Annotated in this window: 16 protein-coding genes; 5 read left to right on the top strand and 11 right to left on the bottom strand. The window is 59.3% G+C overall.

The window, feature by feature from the left end; genetic code table 11:
• Genes KF767_05695 through wbaP form a run of 3 tightly spaced genes read right to left on the bottom strand, consistent with a single transcriptional unit; the run spans window position 1 to window position 3,620 of the window.
• Window positions 1–852, bottom strand: a complete 852-nt coding sequence (locus tag KF767_05695; protein MBX3017362.1) for an efflux RND transporter periplasmic adaptor subunit — start codon at window positions 850–852, stop codon at window positions 1–3.
• Window positions 836–2,137, bottom strand: coding sequence for a TolC family protein (locus KF767_05690; GenBank protein ID MBX3017361.1), 1,302 nt, complete (start codon window positions 2,135–2,137; stop codon window positions 836–838). Before KF767_05690 ends, KF767_05695 begins: the two co-directional genes overlap by 17 nt.
• 46 nt (window positions 2,138–2,183) lie before the next feature.
• Entirely contained in the window at window positions 2,184–3,620 is a 1,437-nt protein-coding gene (gene wbaP, locus KF767_05685; GenBank protein MBX3017360.1) for an undecaprenyl-phosphate galactose phosphotransferase WbaP, read from the bottom strand.
• Window positions 3,621–3,793: 173 nt separating this feature from the next.
• Between wbaP and KF767_05680 the strand changes: the two genes are divergently transcribed.
• Window positions 3,794–5,092, top strand: coding sequence for an NAD(P)/FAD-dependent oxidoreductase (locus tag KF767_05680; GenBank protein ID MBX3017359.1), 1,299 nt, complete (start codon window positions 3,794–3,796; stop codon window positions 5,090–5,092).
• 91 nt (window positions 5,093–5,183) lie between these two features.
• Window positions 5,184–5,621 carry a bacterioferritin gene (locus tag KF767_05675; GenBank protein ID MBX3017358.1) on the top strand — a complete coding sequence of 146 codons (438 nt, stop codon included), beginning with the start codon at window positions 5,184–5,186 and terminating at the stop codon, window positions 5,619–5,621.
• Between the two features lie 30 nt (window positions 5,622–5,651).
• Here KF767_05675 and KF767_05670 read toward each other — a convergent pair whose 3' ends face one another.
• Window positions 5,652–6,335, bottom strand: coding sequence for a methyltransferase (locus KF767_05670; protein ID MBX3017357.1), 684 nt, complete (start codon window positions 6,333–6,335; stop codon window positions 5,652–5,654).
• Window positions 6,336–6,444: 109 nt separating this feature from the next.
• On the opposite strand from KF767_05670, the gene KF767_05665 reads away from it, so the two are divergent.
• Complete coding sequence (locus tag KF767_05665) at window positions 6,445–7,035, top strand: DUF4360 domain-containing protein (GenBank protein MBX3017356.1); 591 nt, start codon at window positions 6,445–6,447, stop codon at window positions 7,033–7,035.
• Window positions 7,036–7,098: 63 nt separating this feature from the next.
• On the opposite strand, the gene KF767_05660 is transcribed toward KF767_05665, so the two are convergent.
• The 3 genes from KF767_05660 to fabR form a co-directional block, all read right to left on the bottom strand.
• Window positions 7,099–7,647, bottom strand: a complete 549-nt coding sequence (locus KF767_05660) for an endonuclease (GenBank protein MBX3017355.1) — start codon at window positions 7,645–7,647, stop codon at window positions 7,099–7,101.
• A gap of 400 nt (window positions 7,648–8,047) precedes the next feature.
• Entirely contained in the window at window positions 8,048–8,530 is a 483-nt protein-coding gene (locus tag KF767_05655) for a hypothetical protein (protein ID MBX3017354.1), read from the bottom strand.
• Between the two features lie 62 nt (window positions 8,531–8,592).
• Complete coding sequence (fabR, locus tag KF767_05650; protein ID MBX3017353.1) at window positions 8,593–9,213, bottom strand: HTH-type transcriptional repressor FabR; 621 nt, start codon at window positions 9,211–9,213, stop codon at window positions 8,593–8,595.
• 122 nt (window positions 9,214–9,335) lie between these two features.
• Between fabR and KF767_05645 the strand changes: the two genes are divergently transcribed.
• Window positions 9,336–9,977: a hemolysin III family protein gene (locus tag KF767_05645; GenBank protein MBX3017352.1), complete on the top strand. Its 642-nt coding sequence runs from the start codon at window positions 9,336–9,338 to the stop codon at window positions 9,975–9,977.
• Between the two features lie 7 nt (window positions 9,978–9,984).
• On the opposite strand, the gene KF767_05640 is transcribed toward KF767_05645, so the two are convergent.
• Both KF767_05640 and KF767_05635 read right to left on the bottom strand, forming a co-directional pair.
• Window positions 9,985–10,434, bottom strand: a complete 450-nt coding sequence (locus KF767_05640; GenBank protein MBX3017351.1) for a hypothetical protein — start codon at window positions 10,432–10,434, stop codon at window positions 9,985–9,987.
• A gap of 102 nt (window positions 10,435–10,536) precedes the next feature.
• Window positions 10,537–11,040 (bottom strand): hypothetical protein, encoded by a 504-nt coding sequence (locus KF767_05635; GenBank protein ID MBX3017350.1) that lies wholly within the window; start codon window positions 11,038–11,040, stop codon window positions 10,537–10,539.
• Between the two features lie 151 nt (window positions 11,041–11,191).
• Here KF767_05635 and KF767_05630 point away from each other — a divergent pair, with 151 nt between their 5' ends.
• On the top strand, window positions 11,192–12,040 hold the full coding sequence (locus KF767_05630) for a hypothetical protein (protein MBX3017349.1): 849 nt from the start codon (window positions 11,192–11,194) through the stop codon (window positions 12,038–12,040).
• A 4-nt stretch (window positions 12,041–12,044) separates the two neighbouring features.
• Here KF767_05630 and KF767_05625 read toward each other — a convergent pair whose 3' ends face one another.
• Together KF767_05625 and KF767_05620 are read right to left on the bottom strand one after the other, a co-directional pair.
• On the bottom strand, window positions 12,045–12,383 hold the full coding sequence (locus KF767_05625; protein MBX3017348.1) for a hypothetical protein: 339 nt from the start codon (window positions 12,381–12,383) through the stop codon (window positions 12,045–12,047).
• A gap of 85 nt (window positions 12,384–12,468) precedes the next feature.
• Complete coding sequence (locus KF767_05620) at window positions 12,469–14,931, bottom strand: hypothetical protein (GenBank protein MBX3017347.1); 2,463 nt, start codon at window positions 14,929–14,931, stop codon at window positions 12,469–12,471.
• Window positions 14,932–14,992 lie beyond the last annotated feature (61 nt).

Raw genomic sequence — 14,992 nt, 5'->3', positions numbered from 1 at the left:
TTACTCTTCCGCATCGAAGATCGGGAAGGTCACCTCTTCGCCGGGCTGCAGGCCCTTGGTGATTTCCACGTGCGCATCGGAGCGCAGTCCAAGTTCAACCTCGCGACGTTCATTTCCTTTCGCCATGGTGACGTAGGATTTTCCTTTTTCGCGGATCACGTACTCTTGCGCCAAACGGATCACGTCTTTGCGGGAATCGACAACGATCTCGACGATCGCCGACAGACCCGTTTTGAGCTCGGGAATCGGATCGTCCACCTTGATCCGAATCGGGAAGGTCCCGCCCTTGCGGTCCCAGGCGTTGTCGGTATCGCGCGCGCTGAGGAAGATCTGCACGATGTCGCCGGTGAAGGTCCGATCCGGAAGCGCGTTCACGCGGATCGTCGCTTTCTGTTGGGCTTTGATTTTGGCGATGTCGGCTTCGGGAACTTCGGATTCGATGTATAAGCTCGAAATATCCTCGAGCTTCAGGACTTTCGCGTCGGTCCCGGTTTGCACGACGTAGTCGCCGTCCAGCTTGTGCACTTGGCTGATCAGCCCGGGGTAGGCCGCGCGGATCGGGTACAGCTGTTCGTCATCGGTCAGGTTCGGCGAAAAAGAAACGAGCGGATCGCCCTTCTTCACGCGGTCGCCGACGTTCACGTAAAGTCGCCGCAGGTATCCCGTATACGGCGCCGAGATGACGGTCGCGCGGAAGGGCTTCACGGTGCCGCTCAAGGTGACGTTCAGCTCGACGTTGCCTTTTTCGGCGGTGGCGGTCGCGGCCTTCCGCTTTTTGCCGCCGCCGCAGCCGGTGAAGACCACGAGGCTCAAGATCGCGAGGATGGACGTCGCTTTAGTTACAGAAGTCATTCGCGAGCTCCCCTTTCAGCGTGGCGCTCAGAATCCAGAGCCGCGCCCACTCGACCGAAGAATCGATCTGCGAGCTGACGGCGGACTGCAGGCTTTGGTTCGCGTTCAGCCATTCAAGATAACCCGTGCGTCCTTCGCGGTAATCCAGTTCGACCTGTTGGAAGGTCCGCTGCTCCAAAGCGAAGAGACGGTCCGCGATGCGCCGACGCTCTTCCACCCGCGCACGTTGATCGGTGAAGAGAAGGAGCGTCGCCTGGAAGTTTCGGCGCGCTTGATCCAGCCGGACTTCCGCGACCCTTTGCGCGACGGCCGAGGTCCGGCGCGTGAGGGTGTCCGCGCCGTTGTCCCAAAGCGGATAGCGGAAATTCAGAAAGAGGCTCCAGTTCGATACCCACGGCTCGCGCAGGGAATCCGCGTCCCAGCCCGGCGCGAGTGTCGAATTTTGGTAGCTGTACTGGCCTTGAAGTGAGGTCACCAGACCCGTGTTCTGGCGCGTGATGGCCAGATCCAGCTCGGCGAGGCGTGACCGCAGTTCTTCTTGTTGCAGCTCGGGCGTCGGATTCTGCGCGGTCGGATTTTGCACGGGGATCGCGTTGAAGCCCTGCCAAGCGAGATTCCAATTCGGATCGAGCTCTCCGCCCAGCAGCACTTTGAGTCTTTCGGTCGCTTCGATACGGCTGCGTTCAAGCCCCAGCTTCGCGTCTTGCAAGCGTAGAATCTCGGTTTCGAAGCGTTGCAGATCCGTGCGTTTGGCGATGCCCTGGCGGACGCTGGACTGGGCGGTTCGCAGTTGCCGCTCCAGACGTTTTTGCGTTTCGAGCAGATCTTTCTCGCGGGCGACGAGTCGGCTGAGCGAGAGGATCTGGTCCAAGAAGTCCGAGATCTGCGTTTGCAGACCTTGGATGCGTGAGATGCGCGCCTGGGTGAGCAGCAGTTTGGATTTCTGCGAGTTGAGTTCGGGGCCGAAAAGGGGATTCAGTCCCCAGTCCACCGTGGCGCCCAGAACGCCGGCCGAACCCGCCCGGCCGGAGGCGATTTCGTTCCCTGGCGTGGAGGGGACAAGACCGAAGCTCGCGCCCAAGCTGACTTTCGGAATCAGGTAGCGCGAGTTCACGCGGGCCGAGTCCTCGGCCAGACCCACTCCCTCATTGACGCCGACGACCTCGGGGGACTTTTCGCACAGACGTTGGATCATCGGCGTGAGCGTCGAGAACGCGTCGGGAAGCGCGGCCAATGCCGACACGGGCAGACTGAGCAGAAGGACGAACGCGGCCGCAGGGAGCATCCCGGTATTCTAGAAAGGAAGTGTGTAGAGTCAATGGAGCGGGAGCTTAGTAAGCGCCTTTACGCCCCAAGACGACGCGGATCGTTTTGAAGAGAATCGCGATGTCGTACCAGAGCGTCCAGTTTTTAACGTACCAGGTGTCGAGATGAACGCGCGTGCGGTAATCGGTATCCGAGCGCCCGCTCACTTGCCAAAGCCCGGTCATGCCGGGGCGCACGCTCGTGTAGAAGTCGATGCGGTGCCCGTAACGTTCCATTTCTTTTTTCACGATGGGGCGTGGCCCCACCAGGCTCATGTCGCCGCGAATGACGTTCCATAATTGCGGCAGCTCATCGAGGCTTGTCTTGCGCAGCCACGCGCCGATGGGCGTGATGCGCGGATCGTTCGTGAGTTTGAAGCTGGCGTCCCACTCGGCTTTCGCGCGCGGGTCGGCGGCCAAAAGCTCGGCCAGGACGGCTTGCGCATTCGGGACCATGGAGCGGAATTTGAAACACGGAAAGGGTTTGCCGTCGCAGCCGATGCGCGTATGCGCGAACAGCACGCCCGGCCCGCTTTGGCGGATACGGAACGCGATCCACAGCAGGATCGGCGAAGCCAAAATCGTGATGGCGATCGCGGCCGAGAAATCGAAGGCCCGCTTCAACCACACGCGCGGACGGAAGTGGAGATTGTTGCGTGAACGGAGCATCAGCACTTCGTGACTGAAGAAGTGGTTCGCCTCCATCCCGAAAAGCGGCAGTCCCTGCACCGAGGGAACGAAGTGGATTTCGTCGAACTCGAGCGACATCTCTTCGATAAGTTGCTTCGCTTCGTTGAGGTCGCGATCTTCAAGGGCCACGATGATTTCGATGTCTTTCAAACCGCGCAGGCGTTCGAGGACCGCCGCGTGGGAGAGCTTCTGGACGGGGATGCTCGGGGGGAGGGCGGCGCCGTTCTGCGTATTTTCGAGTTTGATGAACTCCCGCACTTGGTAACCCAGTTGCGGTTCGCTGGTGATCGCGAGGTAAGCGGAGAGCGCCGTTTCGCCGGTCCCGACGATGAAGGTCTCGCGCGCCCAATAGCCGGCCCGCCGCAAAAAGGTCCGCGCGAAAGCACGGAAGATCGGAATCAGCGCGCACGCCACCAGCCAGCTCGTCAGCCATAAGACGCGAGAGAACGGCCATTTCGCGATCAGGACGACCATGCCGTTCAAAAGCGCGAGGTAGACCAGCGTCAAAAGAAGGGAGCGCAGCTCATCCCAGAACGGAATGCGTCGGGAATAAAGTCCCTTCGTATAGAAACGCACGAGCGTGATCGCGACGAAGACGAAGTGGACGAAGCTGTGGATGCGCCCGGTTCCCCACCACCACTGCTCGAAGTCTTGGTTCGTGGGATAGTCGGCGTAAAGAATCAACGCCACGAGGCCGACCCCGAATGCGAGGGTGAACGCGACGAGATCGGCCGCCAGTAAAGCGATTTTCGCGGTTCTTGTGCGCGTGAACATGCGCGCTAATCTGGTAGGCACGGCGGCGGGAGTCAACTCCCGTGAGGCGGCGCCGCACCACTGATCTTGATTCACGGGAGAGCGTGAAAACCGGGCAAAAACCCCGCTCCCTTTGTTTTCATTTGGCGTGGGTCACTTGCCGTTTCCCCGGACTCGGTTCATAACCAAGGGTGATGACTTCCTCGAAAAATGGCCGTCGCAAAGTTGTAATTATCGGAGGGGGATTCGGCGGGCTGAACGCCGCGAAGTCCTTGGCGCAAGCGAAAGACGTGGACGTCGTCCTGATCGATCGCAAAAACCATCATCTCTTTCAGCCGCTCTTGTACCAAGTGGCGACGGCCGGGCTTTCGCCGGCGGACATCGCGTTTCCGATTCGTTCGCTCTTCACGGGTTATCCGAACGTGTCCGTCATCATGGATGAAATCCGTCGCGTGGATCCGGTGGCGAAGATCGTCTACTCCGAGAACGAAAAGTACGAATACGACGAGCTCGTTTTGGCCTGCGGCGCGAATCACTCTTACTTCGGTCATCCCGAGTGGGAAGAGCACGCGCCAGGGCTGAAAACGATCGAGCACGCGACCGAAATCCGTCGTCGCGTTTTGGTCGCTTTCGAAGAGGCCGAGAAAGAGAAAGATCCCGAAGCCGCGCGCGCCTGGCTGAGCTTCGTGATCGTCGGCGGCGGTCCCACAGGGGTGGAGCTCGCGGGCTCGATCGCCGAGCTGTCGCGCGTGACTTTGTCCCGGGATTTCCGGCGGATTTCGCCGGATCGCGCGCGGGTGATTTTGGTCGAAGCGGGGCCGCGGGTCTTGGCGGCGTTCGCGGAGGAAAGCTCGAAGAAAGCCTTGAACGATCTTGAACGTTTGGGCGTTCAGGTGTGGACGAACACGCGCGTGACCAAAGTGGACGCGCGGGGCGTAGAGCTCGGCAAAGATTTCGTCGCGACCCACACGGTCTTTTGGGCGGCGGGCGTCGAGGCGTCCGAGATCACCAAAACTCTTCCGGGGGAACACGACCGCGCGGGCCGCGTGCAGGCCAATCGCTTCTGTCAGATCGAAGGCCTTCAGGATCTTTACGTCATCGGCGACATGGCCGCGATTCCGTGGAGTGAAAACAAAACGCTTCCGGGCCTTGCGCCGGTGGCGATGCAGCAGGGGCGTTACGTCGCGGACGCGATTCGTCGCAAGATGAAGGGGAAGCCGGTTCGTGAGTTCACCTACCTCGACAAAGGTTCCATGGCGACCATCGGTCGCAACAAGGCCGTGCTCGAGTTCGGCAAGCTGCGGATGTCTGGACTTTTCGCCTGGCTCGCTTGGCTTTTCATCCACGTTTATTATTTGATCGGGTTCAAAAATCGCACCCTCGTGATGCTCCAATGGGCGTGGAGTTATCTGACTTTCAAACGAGGCGCGAGATTGATTGTCAGTCGCAACTGGCGACAAGAATCGACGACCCCTCCCGTCAAAACCACCTGATTGGACTGGTCTTTTTCAGGTTTGGGAGCCATGATCGGTGTTGAAAGCCAATTGATAAAGGGCTCTCAAACCCCGATTGGAGGAAACCCCCATGAAAGAGAAGATCGACACTGAAAAAGTCGTCGCCGCCTTGAACGCGATCCTCGAGCACGAGCTTGCGGGCGTCGTTCGTTACACCCACTACTCGCTGATGGTTTACGGTCCCGGCCGCATTCCGATCGTGAAATGGCTCCGTGACCAGGCTCACGAGTCGCTCGTGCATGCCGAAAATGTCGGCGAGCACATCACGACTTTGGGTTCGCATCCCTCGCTGAAAATCGCGAAGCTTCTGGAAACTTCGAAGCACTCGGTCGAGACGATCCTGCGTGAAAGCCTCGAGCACGAAACGATCCAGCTGGAGCTCTACTACGATCTGCTGAAGCTCGTGGAAGGCAAACGCGTCGGTCTCGAGGAGTACGCGCGCGAAATGATCATGGAAGAAGAGCTGCACATCGCCGAAGTCGAGAAGATGCTCCGGCCGGCGAAGTAGGCCGAAGAATCCGGTCCGGCGAAGTGATTCTCAGAGGCGCCGAAGGATCTGCAGCGAAGTCCCGCGCAGATCTTCGGTCGCGACCAGCTCCGCGCGTCCGCTGAGGGCGCGCGTCAGTTCCCGTGTCCGGTCGTCGCCGTGCTCTTTCTGGTCCCGCGTGAGGACGTAGGCGAACGCTCCGGCCTTCATCACGAACATCAACGTCTCCAGCAAATCCCGGAAGCTCGCATCCACGAAAAACCGCGATCGTGCCTTCAGGGCGTCGGGCGGTAGCGGTCCCCGGCCGGGGTCGAAGTAAGGTGGATTGCAAAGCACCAAGTCGTAGGCCGCCGCGAACTCCGGCGCGCGCAACTCCCGATGATTCATGAAATGCCCTCGGGCCGTGAGTCCCAAGGCATGCGCTTTGACGAGATTTTCCTCGAAGGACGGACGGTAGTCGGTTTGGATCTCGACGAAGTCGAAATTCTTCGCACGGGGTTCAAGGTGTGCGAACTCCAAACCGACGACACCCGCGCCGGCGCAAAGATCCAGTACCCGCGCTTGGGGGGACCACTCGCGCTCGGCGAAGTCCCGCACGGCGGCCTTCGCGAGCAGGATGGAGTCCATCGAGAATCGGTAGCTCGCGGGTTGGCTGTAGTCGCAGGTGAATCGGGGGGCGTCCCAGGTCATGACCAGGTCTTTAACATAACTCTTGGCGGGGGGATACGGTGTCATCCTGACTCTCAAAACCGCGCGCACGGCCATTGCAATTTCACCCCGCGAACCCGCTTTCGGTGACGAAGTGTCCCCGGGGCTCGCACCACAACACCTCACGGAGGATGACATGAAGATCGCCGCAAGAACCCTTGGACTCCTGCTTCCTTTGGCCCTGTCCGCACCCGCCTGGGCCGCGACGGCGGCGGAAATCATCGACGTTTCGCAGATCCAAAGCGGCGGCAACGGCTGCCCCGGTGGCGGGCCCCTTGAGGTCTACCAATCCAGCTTTTCGGGCCGCGTGATGATCTTTCTTCCCGAGATGAACGTGGATGTGAGCTCGAAACGGATCGACCGTAAGGCGTGCGCGATTTCACTCGCGGTGGCGATGCCCGCCGGCAAGCGCCTGGTGATCGGTGAGCCCGCGGTCTTCGGTGCGGCGGATCTGGCGGAAGGCGCTTCGGCGATCGCCGCGGCGGAGGTCTTCACGGCGGGTTCGACGGGGCCGAAAGTGGACTCGAAAATCGGCGCGAAAACGGATGAGCATGTCGAGTATTACTATGATCGCGTGGAAGACGTCGTGCGGACCGAGTGCGGTGCGGACGTCAATGTGCGTGCGAACGTGAGCCTGCTCGGAAACAAAGGCTCGTCCGCTCAGGGCGGAAGCGCGACCCTGGAAGGGACGGCGTTGACTCTGCAGTTGGAAGATTGCGGTCAGTAAAAACGGAGCGCTCATCCAGAAATAAAAAAGGCCGAGTTTCCTCGGCCTTTTTTTATTTTCGAATTAGAAGTTCGAGATCTGATTGACCAGTTCCGGCTGGTCGATGAAGGGATTGCGGTTCCCTTGTACCTTTTCGATCGCGTCGTTGCGATCCGTCTCGTCCGCGTCGACCGGGTCGGCGACGTGCCATTTACGCAAAGTCGCTTCTTGAGTCGCGTCGATCGACATTCCGTAGCGAACCGCGAAGTAGAACAATGCGCGCGCCACGTTTCCGCGGTGCTCAACCGGCGGTTCGAAAACGAAGTCGCCGTCCACGTTCGAGCCGGCGCGGCTCTGCGTGCACTTCAGCGTTTGCGAATTGCTTTTCACTTCGCCGAAAGGATGGTTGCCGCGGTTGCTGTTCAGCTCGGAGTCCGAAGGGAACAAGTGGTGCAGATCCGATTTCTGCATGTCGCGACCCGAACCGCCGAAGCGGCTTTGCGGCCAAGTGTGTTCGGTGTTGATGATTTTATCGTCGGGAATGCGGCCCGGAGCGCCGTTGAAGTTCTTCTCGCAGTAGACGTCACGGATATAGTAACCGCGCGCATCGTGCTTCAGCGAAATGCGACCCATCAGTTCGATGCGTGCGCCTTTGTAGCCGAGTGAGTGTTGGTTCTTCGCGGCCCGCGATTGGAGTTCGCGGCGAAGATCCGTGTTAGAGAAGGAAGAGTCTGAATCTTCCCATCCGATGGAGGCTTGATCTTCGCTCCGCTCATATTTTCCTTTGGCGTGAACGTTGACCGAAACCAGCGAAAAAACCAAGAAGCCCGAAACCAGCCACTGCATGAATCCCCCTCGCAGTATGGTGTTAAGAACCATGGACAGATTTCATAGTTGGTATGCATTTGGTCAATACAATCATGCGCCGAACGCAAAGTTCTGACGAAGACCCGACGAATTGACGCTTAACGCTATCGTTGATGCCAGGGGCTTTGAGGGAATTTGAGGCGAAAAATGGCGAATCCGCGCGGTTTTAACGCACACTCTGACGGCAGGTCCGCTGACAGAACGCCTTGTCGGCGTGGGGGACATTTTGTTCGCCCAGGCGGATGCCGACTTGCGTAGCGAGGATGTCTTGAGGCTCGAAACGTGAAGCCTTTTGGCAATCGGTGAGGTCGCGATGCTCTTTGTACCAGGCCGCGTACTCGGCGGCCTCGACACTGATGTCGTTCGCGAGTCGGCAGCCGATGTAGCAGTGCGCGCGCTTGTCATTTTTAAGTGCGTTCGCGTTCGGCGTCTCGGCTTTCGAGAGATTGTAAGCGCGGTAGAGCGTGTACATTCCGGGACGGGTGGGTTCGCTCGCGAGCAACGCCTCGAGATCGGCCTGGTAGGGCGCTTCGTCGCGATAAAGTTTGCGGGTCGCGGGGTCGATTTCGTTTTGGTAGCACGCGGGTTCTTCCGCGAAAGCGGGAAGAGCGAAAGCGAGAATGAAAAGGACGAGGAGCTTCGCGAACATTTTCCGCGTTTTTGCCCGAGAGACCGCCCCACGGGAAGGGCCGGTCTTCGATCACGGAAAAATTACTTGGCGCGCCCCTTTTTCGGCGGGGCTTTCGAGCCGCGAAGAATCGTGCGGACGTGTTCGGTCATTCTTTCTTTGAGTCCCGACTGTTTGTGCTTCGGCAGATCGAGGGCTTCCGCGCCAAGGGTGAAGACCACGGCGACGATACCCTCCGCGGTCAGCGAGGGGTCGCGCAGCGGTTGGTTCAGCGCGCCCTGCAGGCGCTCGAGGTCCGCCGCAAGCTCGGCCACGAAGCGGTCCATCTCGGTGTGGATGGCTTTACGGAAAGCGGGGGTCGCGCCCTGACGCTCGCCCAAAAGTAGGCGGAAGAGGTTGCCATTTTCGTTCACGAATTTCAGGAAGGCGTCGATCGAGACGCGGATCGCGTCGGGACCGGGCTCCACACGTTTGCGAGCTTCACGCAGCATGCGCCGCAGGCTGAGGCCGACTTCGTCGAGCAGGACGAGTCCCAGCTCCTCTAAGTCGTGAAAATGTTTGTAGTACGCGGCGGGGGTGATGCCCGCGCCCACCGCCACTTCGCGCAGGCTCAGCGCGCCAAAGCCCTTTTCGCCGCTGAGCCGAAGTCCGGCCTGGATCAATTGGTGACGCGTCTGGTTTCTTTGCTCGGATTTGGTGGCCATCAGGAATTCATAACCGAATCACGACGAAAAGGCGCTTTTAAAAACGGTAAACAAGTGTATACTGTATCGTGTCGGGTCAACGTCGTGGTGTGACGTGGCCCGGGAGGTATATGATGTCCACCATGGGTCCTCTTGAGTCCGTAAAGCCGCTCCTGCGGGGGCGCTTCCACGAAGCGGCGGCCTTTGTCAGTTTAGGCGCCTGTTTGATGCTCATCACGCGGGCGTCTTCGCGAATGATGATCTTCGCGGTCGGTATCTACTCGTTGTCTTTGATTTGCCTGCTGACCGTCAGCGCTCTTTACCATCGAATCAACTGGAAGCCGGCCGCGCGCGCGGTCATGCGCCGACTCGATCATGCGGCGATCTTCGTTTTGATCGGCGGAACGATGACGCCGATCTTTTTGATCGCGCTGCCGAACGGGATGGGGCATGCGCCCCTGGCCGCGATCTGGGCGCTGATCCTGGTGGGGATTCTGCAAACGATCTTCTGGATTCGCGCGCCGAAATGGCTGGCGGCGCTTTTGTACGTCGGGGTGGGTTGGATTCCCGTCTACTACTTCACCGAGCTCGGTCAGGCGCTCGGGGGCTACGGCGTCGGGTTGATCCTGGCGGGCGGGATCGTCTACACGCTGGGGGCGGTGATTTACGCATTGAAATCCCCGAACCCCTGGCCGCGAGTTTTCGGTTACCACGAGATCTTTCACATCTTCGTGGTCATCGCGGCGGTTCTGCACTTCTGCGTGATCAACGATCTGATCGCCTAGGACTTCGTTACTCGGCCGGGATCGGACTGCAGGCGCGTTGCGGACGGAACAGCTCTTTCAGGAGTTCGCGGGTACGCTGCCAGTAAACTTCGCCCTGGGGACGGTCGTACTGCGAAAGACGTTCGCGGAAGTTGATCGGGTCGGGGAAAATTTCGTCGCGCTTGCCGTTCATGATCAAGGCGGGCGGTGCTCCTTCAAGGGCGCCGACGATCATCTCTTTCATCAAACAATAGTCGACGAGGGGGCGCGCCGGATGGCCGTAGGCGTGCATCTTCGCGCCGAGGTAGCGGTCGTCTTTACGTTGGACGTTGAACAAGTAGCCCGAAAGTCCGTCGGCGGTTTCCAGCTGAACTTGGACTTCGTTTTTCCAATGCCAGATTTTGGTGACCGTCAGTTTTTCGGCGAAGGCGGAGGCCGACGCGAGCGTCAGCGCGAGGACGAGGATTTTGTGTTTCATGGGCCGAGGCATGAACCCGCGCTCGCGCGCGGTCAAAGACTTTGCGCGAGTCTCACTTGGGTTGCGGGTGCGCGCCCGAATTCGGGCGGCTCGGGACGAAAATTACAGAAGGTCCCAGTTGGCTTGGGGGTCCAAGCGATCACACTCGTCGCTTCCCGAGACCGGACGCGGGGGATTGAGCTTGTGCTGATAGATGCTGTCGACGGCCTCGTCCTGGGTGATCTGACCTTTCGAGATCTGCACGTAGAGTTTCTGTTCGAGGTTTTGGCGGGTGGCTTTGACGTTGCGGTGTTCGGGCCACAGGTTTTGGACCGAGTTGTCGCCACCCAGGGAAAGGGGCACGAAGTGATCGATGGTGTAGCGTTTGGTGCAGCGGCTGGGGATGCCGTAAACGCGGTAGATATCCTTTTTGGTCGCGGAGCTCACGTTACGGCGGCAGTAAGGGATCTTTTCGCGGTAGCGGTCTTCCGCATAGTCGGGATCATGGACGTCGCAAAGGAAGCCCGGGGTCAGTTGCGGATCCGGCACCAAGGGGTAAGCCTGGGTGAGGAGCGGGAGGAATAACGAAAGACAGACGAGGGCCGGAACGAGAAATCCTTTTCTCATACGTGACTCCTGGGTGTTTCGATTCGCTGTTCCTTAATTCTGGGGGGCGGGGGGCGAGTGTGGCAAAAAGGAATTGTTTTCCCGATTTAATACTGACCCTTTCCCGATCTTCCCCAAGACATAGGTCCAGGCTATAGAGGGCGCACCGGAGGTGGGGCATGAAACTGGGTACGAAGGCACGGAAAACGTCGGGAAGTGGGTTCCCGAAAACTCGGCGACGAACGTGGAAGCGCAAGTCGTGGCCTACGCGATCGGTCGCTACCTGCAGATGAGCCGACTGGTGGTTCCCTCGGCCTACCATCAAGGAAACGGCGCCATGCTCGAGAAGTTCCGCGCGTTCATGCAAAACGCCGTTGAGAAGAACAAATGGCGCATCATCAACCGCGACAACCTGCTCGCGGCGCTCGCGCGCAATCCGCAGACGATGCTGGGCGTGGTGACGATGGACATCCGCAATGAAGAGGTCGCCTCGCTCGTGGATGCCGCCCGCAATACGATCAACTCGGCCCACCCCGTGGCGCAGTTCATCCGCGCCGATGGCGCACGTCCTTCGCCGACGGCGATGATGTCTTTCGCGGGCGTTAAAACTAGAGACGGGAAGACCCCGGTCAATACGGAGCTTCTGTTGGCGCGCGAGTTCTCGCAGATCATGGTGCTCGATATCTTATGCGGGCAGTGGGACCGTTGGTCGGGTGGGAACGTCGAAGCGACCTGGTCGAAAGAGGGCGAACTTCACTTCATCGCGCGGGACAACGGCGGGGCGGCGCTCAGCAGCTCAACGCAAGTTTCGAAGTATCTGCAAATCGTTTCGCGCTTTGACCGCGCGCAGATCGAACGCGTGCGGGCGCTCGAACAGGCCTTGGCCGCGGATCCCGACGGAACCGCGAAGTCCCTGAAAATGTGGACGAAGCCGAAGGCCTTGCAGGGCCGGATCCGCGCGCTGCTCGCGCACGTCGAGGCGATGCGCGCGCGCTACGGCGACGCGCAGGTGTTCTTCTAAGTTTCTAGCGGCACGCGAACGAGGCGTATGTCATGCTGCCCGACGACGCGCCGGTTGTGGACACCGTGCTGCTGCCGCCGTCTTTGTTGTTCGTGGTCTGACTTTTCGTTTGGACGATCTCTTTGTCGGTTTCGCGCAGGATCCGGAACGGCTTCGGCGCGCAGAAGTTGCGCATTTTCTCTTCGGCCATGGTGCGGCCTTTTTCACCGCCCATGAAGGCCATCAAACCGTCCTGGAATTTCACGACTCCGGACTTTTGCGGTTCATAGGTTCGTTGAATCAGTTCAGCGGTTGAACAGCCGCCGAGCAAGAGCGCGAAAAGTACGGGGAGAAAACGAAACATGGGAGCCTCCGGTGAGACTCCCATGTTCTGAATTCGTGCTCGGGGCGGTCAACGCCCCATGAAGGCTTCAAGACTTAAGTGCAGATTAGAACACTTGTAGCAGGCGGTCGAAGCGATGCATCAGCTTCAACTGCTTCGCGCGGCGCTCGTGAACGTCGTCGCCCTCGTTGCGGCCTTCGTGCATGATCTTGCGGGTCGAATCGAAGATCATGTCGGTGACCTCTTCGATCACTTTGTGCAGCTGCTTCATGTGCGCGGCTTTGACCTTCTTGTCCCAGCCCCGTTTCTTCATGAACGCGTCGATCATGGCGCGATCTTCGGCGTGCAGGCGGCGCAGGGTCTCGTCGACGGTGACGCCACCGGCGGTGAACTCTTTCACGCGCGAATTGGTTTTCGCGCGGTCTTTGATCATGCCATCCAGCCATGCGGTGTATTCACGAACGAAGTCGGGAACGTTGCGCAGGTACAAACCGTTGTTGGTGTCCATGTAGTACGAGCGGATGTCGCCGTTCGCCGAGGTGACCATGGCGTCGTTGTTGCCCAGGATCATGACTTTCGCGTGCAGCGAGACGTGGGCGTCATCCGACATCGACTTCAACTCGAAGTAGTCCACGACCGCGGCGCGGCCGTTCGAACGACTGTCTTTGTTGAAACGGGGGTCTTGCGAGCGGTCGTCTTTGTAGAGTTCGTTACCGAACAAAGTCAGGCGCTGCGAGTACAGATTGTAGAACGCCGTCATCTGGTAGCGACCCAGAAGGTTGATGACGTTCAGATCCGTCGTTTCCAACGAGTTGGTCAGGATCGTCAGGCGCACGCCACGGCAATCCCAAGTTCCGTTGATCATCTTCGCCAGCGTATTCATCATGATTCCCGGGGGCAGGAAGTACGCCGAGTGCAGGATCACGCGTTGGCGGGGTTGGTTCGGGTTTTTCTTGAACGACTCGGCCGTCGAGGCGCAGACGTTCTCCATTCCACGCAGCCACAGATAGTGCAGATATTTTCCCGAGTTCAACTCTTCGGCGGGCTTCACGCCGAAAACGCGGGGGCGTTTGTCGGCGGGTTTACGGCGATCGAAGTGCAGGTTCTCGATGTAAGTGACGAAGGCTTTCTTCACGTCGTTTTGCGAGAGCTTGCCCGAGAAGTCGCCGTTTTTCGACCATGACTCGTTGATGACCTTTTTGTAGGTCGCATAGCCCGCCGCGCGCTCGTCCAGCAATTTCGCCGCCGCTTGCATGCGCTGCTCACGGTTTTTGTATTCGGGTTGGTTATAAAGGCTCGACTCCAGGCAACGCGCGGTTTGGGCGCGGCGTTTCGCGCCGTAGGTGCCCTTCGCGCATTGAGCCACCGCTTTGGTCGCGGCCGGGATGTTCGTGATGAAGTCGTTCGGCGCCATTTTGAAGACGTCTTCCATCGAGAACGTCAGAGGCTGGTACGACCAGAACTCGTCGAAAGCGCGGGTGACGTCCGCGCCGCCCGAGGTGATCTGCACCGACGCGTCGACGTCTTTGAAGATGTATTTCTGGGTCAGGGGTGAAGGTTTCGTGTGGTAGCTGTTTTCGACGTTACGTCCGCCGATTTGCAGGAAACGTTCGCCGATGGACAGGAATTTGTGGTGCGTGAAGTCCGTGATGTGTTCCCAGTCTTCGAACGAGGTGTCGCCGCTTTGTTCGAGCGGGATCATGCCGTTGATCTGGTTCATGACGGGATTGAGTTTTTCCCCGTAGAACATGTACGCCAGCGCGACCTTGATGCCCGCGGTGCTGTCGCCTTGCAGTTTCGATTTCACGACGAGTTTCAAGAAGTCGATCAGCTGTTGAGTTTCGTCTTTCGAAGCGCCGCCGCCTTTGGCGAGCGCGGCCACGTCGAGTTGCTGACCTTCGGTCACGGCGAATTTCACGGCGGTCGCGCTACGTCCGAGCATACCGCTCAGAAGCAGTTTGCCGTAAGCGTCCGACTCGGGATTTTGCGCGAGTTCGGCCCACTTGGCGTCCGAGCAGCTCGACGCCGTGACCTTACCCTTGATCGGCGGGCAGGGACGGCTCAGGAAGCTCAGGTCGCGCACGAGTTTCGGCGATAGGCTCAGGAAGAAGCGGGGCTGGATGTTCCCACGGGTCGCCGAGTTCATGTAGGCGAACAGATCCAGATATTTGTAGTTCATGATCAGGTCGGCGAAGATCTTCACCTTCACGCCGCGCTGACCGGCCGCGATCAGCTCTTTGAACAGCACCGACGATGAGTGGTCGTCCGAGTAGATATAATAAGACAAGCGGACCGTCTCGCCGGCGGTGGCCGAACGGATCGCGTTCACCTTTTCATCGAAGGCCGCGTCGTTATCGACGAGGACTTTCATGCCCTTGGTTTTCAGCGGGCCTGAGCTCGAAACCGAAACGATTTCTTCGTCGGTCAGGGGCTGCGCTTCCGTCGTCGATTTGAACAGGCCGTCGAAAAGGCCCGCGGGCTGACGTTCGGGCGGCACTTCGGGTTTCGGCGCGCTCGAGCACGCGGAAAAAGCCAACACTGATGGCAATAGAAGATGTCGAAGGTTCATAGAGTTGTCTCCTCGCTGAGATAGTGAACGTGGTCTTCTCGGCGAGGGGGCGGGGGAACCT

Source organism: Pseudobdellovibrionaceae bacterium, from assembly GCA_019637875.1.
Lineage (GTDB): Bacteria > Bdellovibrionota > Bdellovibrionia > Bdellovibrionales > Bdellovibrionaceae > JAHBUW01.
This window is presented reverse-complemented; position numbering and strand designations above follow the sequence as displayed.

What these genes read in the sequence shown, in the direction of transcription:
- KF767_05660 (MBX3017355.1), bottom strand. Translation starts at nt 7,647, where the DNA reads ATGGGTCGCATTTCGCTGAAGCACGATGCGCGCGGTTACTATATCCGT.
- wbaP (MBX3017360.1), bottom strand. Translation starts at nt 3,620, where the DNA reads ATGTTCACGCGCACAAGAACCGCGAAAATCGCTTTACTGGCGGCCGAT.
- KF767_05695 (MBX3017362.1), bottom strand. Translation starts at nt 852, where the DNA reads ATGACTTCTGTAACTAAAGCGACGTCCATCCTCGCGATCTTGAGCCTC.
- KF767_05645 (MBX3017352.1), top strand. Translation starts at nt 9,336, where the DNA reads ATGGGTCCTCTTGAGTCCGTAAAGCCGCTCCTGCGGGGGCGCTTCCAC.
- KF767_05675 (MBX3017358.1), top strand. Translation starts at nt 5,184, where the DNA reads ATGAAAGAGAAGATCGACACTGAAAAAGTCGTCGCCGCCTTGAACGCG.
- KF767_05665 (MBX3017356.1), top strand. Translation starts at nt 6,445, where the DNA reads ATGAAGATCGCCGCAAGAACCCTTGGACTCCTGCTTCCTTTGGCCCTG.
- KF767_05655 (MBX3017354.1), bottom strand. Translation starts at nt 8,530, where the DNA reads ATGTTCGCGAAGCTCCTCGTCCTTTTCATTCTCGCTTTCGCTCTTCCC.
- KF767_05640 (MBX3017351.1), bottom strand. Translation starts at nt 10,434, where the DNA reads ATGAAACACAAAATCCTCGTCCTCGCGCTGACGCTCGCGTCGGCCTCC.
- KF767_05635 (MBX3017350.1), bottom strand. Translation starts at nt 11,040, where the DNA reads ATGAGAAAAGGATTTCTCGTTCCGGCCCTCGTCTGTCTTTCGTTATTC.
- KF767_05670 (MBX3017357.1), bottom strand. Translation starts at nt 6,335, where the DNA reads ATGACACCGTATCCCCCCGCCAAGAGTTATGTTAAAGACCTGGTCATG.
- KF767_05680 (MBX3017359.1), top strand. Translation starts at nt 3,794, where the DNA reads ATGACTTCCTCGAAAAATGGCCGTCGCAAAGTTGTAATTATCGGAGGG.
- KF767_05620 (MBX3017347.1), bottom strand. Translation starts at nt 14,931, where the DNA reads ATGAACCTTCGACATCTTCTATTGCCATCAGTGTTGGCTTTTTCCGCG.
- KF767_05625 (MBX3017348.1), bottom strand. Translation starts at nt 12,383, where the DNA reads ATGTTTCGTTTTCTCCCCGTACTTTTCGCGCTCTTGCTCGGCGGCTGT.
- fabR (MBX3017353.1), bottom strand. Translation starts at nt 9,213, where the DNA reads ATGGCCACCAAATCCGAGCAAAGAAACCAGACGCGTCACCAATTGATC.
- KF767_05690 (MBX3017361.1), bottom strand. Translation starts at nt 2,137, where the DNA reads ATGCTCCCTGCGGCCGCGTTCGTCCTTCTGCTCAGTCTGCCCGTGTCG.